Annotated in this window: 3 protein-coding genes; all 3 read left to right on the top strand. The window is 75.9% G+C overall.

What is annotated here, in order from left to right; translation table 11 throughout:
* The first annotated feature begins 432 nt into the window (after positions 1 to 432).
* The gene (pdhA, locus tag J5O08_RS20475; protein WP_218708754.1) at positions 433 to 1,560 is read left to right on the top strand and encodes a pyruvate dehydrogenase (acetyl-transferring) E1 component subunit alpha; all 1,128 of its coding nucleotides are present in this window, start codon (positions 433 to 435) and stop codon (positions 1,558 to 1,560) included.
* Positions 1,561 to 1,571: 11 nt separating this feature from the next.
* A complete protein-coding gene (locus J5O08_RS20470; protein ID WP_217616164.1) occupies positions 1,572 to 2,549 on the top strand; it encodes an alpha-ketoacid dehydrogenase subunit beta in 978 nt (325 codons plus the stop codon).
* A gap of 62 nt (positions 2,550 to 2,611) precedes the next feature.
* Positions 2,612 to 3,160 (top strand): biotin/lipoyl-containing protein (locus tag J5O08_RS21300; RefSeq protein WP_308281754.1); only part of this gene is annotated, 549 nt, incomplete at its 3' end.

The following is a 3,160-nucleotide window of genomic DNA, read 5'->3' as shown; positions in this document are numbered from 1 at the left end:
GTACCCGCCCGCGGTGCCCGGGTACCCGCTCGCGCCGGCGGTGCCGGGGTACCCGCCTGCGCCGGCGACGCCGGGCGACGCGGCGCCGCCCGCGCCGGGGTCGTTCGCCCCACCCGCGCCGGGGCCCTACGCCGCCCCACCCGCGTCGGGCGCCCCCGCGGCCCCGCCTGCGGATCCCGGCACGAACCCCTCCGCCGCGTCGCGGGCCGACGGCGCTCGGAGCGGCCCCGCCCCGGCGTGGCCCGGTCGGCAGCGCCCGGGACCCGGCGCTGGCTGAGCCGCGCACGGGGGTTGTCGGGACCCCACAACGGGGGCGCGCCCGTCTTGACGGCGCCCGGGGCCCTGGACCTACGGTGGCGTAGCCTACGCTGGCGTAGGTTAGACACGGCCCCGAGGAAGCCCGGGACCACCCCCAGCCCGAAGGAGAACCGCGTGAGCACCAGCGGTCCGCTCACCGACGACGGCCTGGTCCAGCTGCTCACGCCCGCGGGCGAGCGCGTCGACCACCCCGACTACAGCGCCCGGGTCGCCCACCTCGACGCCGATGCCCTGCGCGGTCTGTACCGCGACATGGTGCTCGTGCGGCGCTTCGACACCGAGGCGACCGCCCTCCAGCGGCAGGGCGAGCTCGGCCTCTGGGCGCAGTGCCTCGGCCAGGAGGCCGCGCAGGTCGGCTCCGGGCGCGCGCTGGCCCCGCAGGACTACGTGTTCCCCTCGTACCGGGAGCACGGCGTCGCGCACACCCGCGGCCTGGACCTCACACAGCTGCTCCAGCTGTTCCGCGGCGTCGACCATGGCGGCTGGGACCCCGAGGAGTTCAACTTCCACCTGTACACGCTGGTGATCGGGTCGCACACCCTGCACGCCACCGGGTACGCGATGGGCGTGCAGCGCGACGGCGCGGTCGGCACCGGCGACCCCGAGCGCGACACCGCGGTCGTCACCTACTTCGGCGACGGCGCGACCGCCCAGGGCGACGTCAACGAGGCGCTGGTGTTCGCCGCGGTGAACAACGCGCCGCTGGTGCTGTTCCTGCAGAACAACCAGTGGGCGATCTCCGAGCCGACGACCCGCCAAGCGCGCGTCCCGCTCGCCGCGCGCGGCCCGGGCTTCGGCGTGCCGAGCGTCCGCGTCGACGGCAACGACGTGCTGGCCACCTACGCCGTGACCGCCGAGGCGCTGGAGCGCGCCCGGTCCGGCGGCGGCCCGACCCTGGTCGAGGCGTTCACCTACCGGATGGGCGCCCACACCACCTCCGACGACCCGTCGCGGTACCGCTCGGCGGCGGAGGAGGACTACTGGCGCCAGCGCGACCCGATCGACCGGCTGGAGAAGCACCTCGCCGCGACCGGCGAGCTGTCCGACGCCTTCCGGGCCGACCTGACCGCCGAGGCCGACGCCCTCGGCGAGCGGATCCGGACGTTCGTGCGGTCGCTCGGCCGCCCGGCCACCAGCACGATGTTCGACCACGTGTACGCGACGCCCCACGCGGTGGTGGACGCGGAGCGCGCGTGGTTCGAGCGGTACGAGGCCTCGTTCGCGGGAGGGGAGCACCGGTGAGCACGCAGCGGATGACGTTCGCCAAGGCGATCAACGCGGGCCTGCGGGCCGCCCTGGAGCGGGACCCGAAGGTCATGCTCATGGGCGAGGACATCGGCGCGCTCGGCGGGGTGTTCCGGGTGACCGACGGGCTGGCGAAGGACTTCGGCAGCGACCGGGTGGTCGACACCCCGCTCGCCGAGTCCGGCATCGTCGGCACCGCGATCGGCCTCGCGCTGCGCGGCTACCGCCCGGTGTGCGAGATCCAGTTCGACGGGTTCATCTTCCCGGCGTTCGACCAGATCACCACCCAGCTGTCGAAGATGCACTACCGCTCGCGCGGCCGGCTGAACCTCCCGGTCGTCATCCGGGTGCCGTTCGGCGGAGGCATCGGCGCGGTCGAGCACCACAGCGAGTCGCCCGAGGTGCTGTTCGCGCACACCGCCGGCCTGCGCGTGGTCAGCCCGTCCGACCCGCAGGACGCCTACACGATGATCCAGCAGGCGGTCGCCTCGCCGGACCCGGTGATGTTCTTCGAGCCCAAGGGCCGGTACTGGGAGAAGGGCGACGTCGACACGGACGCCGACCCGCTGGCCGCCGCCTCCGTCCTGGACGGCGCGCGCGTGCTCCGCCCGGGCACCGACGTCACGCTCGTGGCGCACGGCCCGACCGTCGCCACGGCCCTGCGGGTCGCCGACGCGGCCGCCGCCGAGGGGCGCAGCGTGGAGGTCGTCGACCTGCGCACGATCTCGCCGCTCGACATCACCACGGTCGCCGAGTCGGTGCGGCGCACCGGCCGGTGCGTCGTCGTGCACGAGGCCCCGGTCCTGTACGGCACCGGCGCCGAGGTCGCGGCGCGGGTCACCGAGGAGTGCTTCTACCACCTCGAGGCGCCCGTGCTCCGGGTCGGCGGGTTCCACACCCCGTACCCCGTGGCCAAGCTGGAGCACGAGTACCTGCCCGGGCTCGACCGCGTCCTCGACGCCGTCGACCGCGTGCTCGCCTCCTGACCCCGCGGGCGCCCGCGCCCCCACGCCGACCACCGCCCGCACCACCCCGAGGAGCACCGACCGTGCCGTCCTTCCAGCAGTTCCGCCTCCCCGACGCCGGCGAGGGCCTCACCGAGGCCGAGATCGCCGCCTGGCACGTCGCCGTCGGCGACACCGTGGCGATCAACCAGACGATCGTGGAGATCGAGACGGCGAAGTCGCTGGTCGACCTGCCGAGCCCGTTCGCGGGCGTGGTGACGCGGCTGCTGGTCGAGGAGGGGACGACCGTCGAGGTCGGCACCCCGATCATCGAGATCGACACCGACCCGACCGGGGACGCCCCCGCGGACCTCGCGCCCGGCGCCGGGCCCGAGGTGCCGGTGCACGGGCCGACGTCGGACGCCGACCCGGTGCAGGCGGGTGCCCCGGTGGCGCGGCACGCGTCGGCGCCGGCCGTCGAGGCCGAGGCCGAGGAGCCGGGCGGTGCGGTGCTGGTCGGCTACGGCACCGCCGCGGCGCCGACCGCGCGCCGGGCCCGGTTCACCTCCGCCGAGGGCGACGTCGACGCGGGCGCGGCCGGCCCGGACGCGACCGGCGCGGGTGCCGCCGCGGTCCGGCCCACGACCGCGGGG

This window comes from Cellulomonas sp. PS-H5, from assembly GCF_019265565.1.
Lineage (GTDB): Bacteria > Actinomycetota > Actinomycetes > Actinomycetales > Cellulomonadaceae > Cellulomonas.
This window is presented reverse-complemented; position numbering and strand designations above follow the sequence as displayed.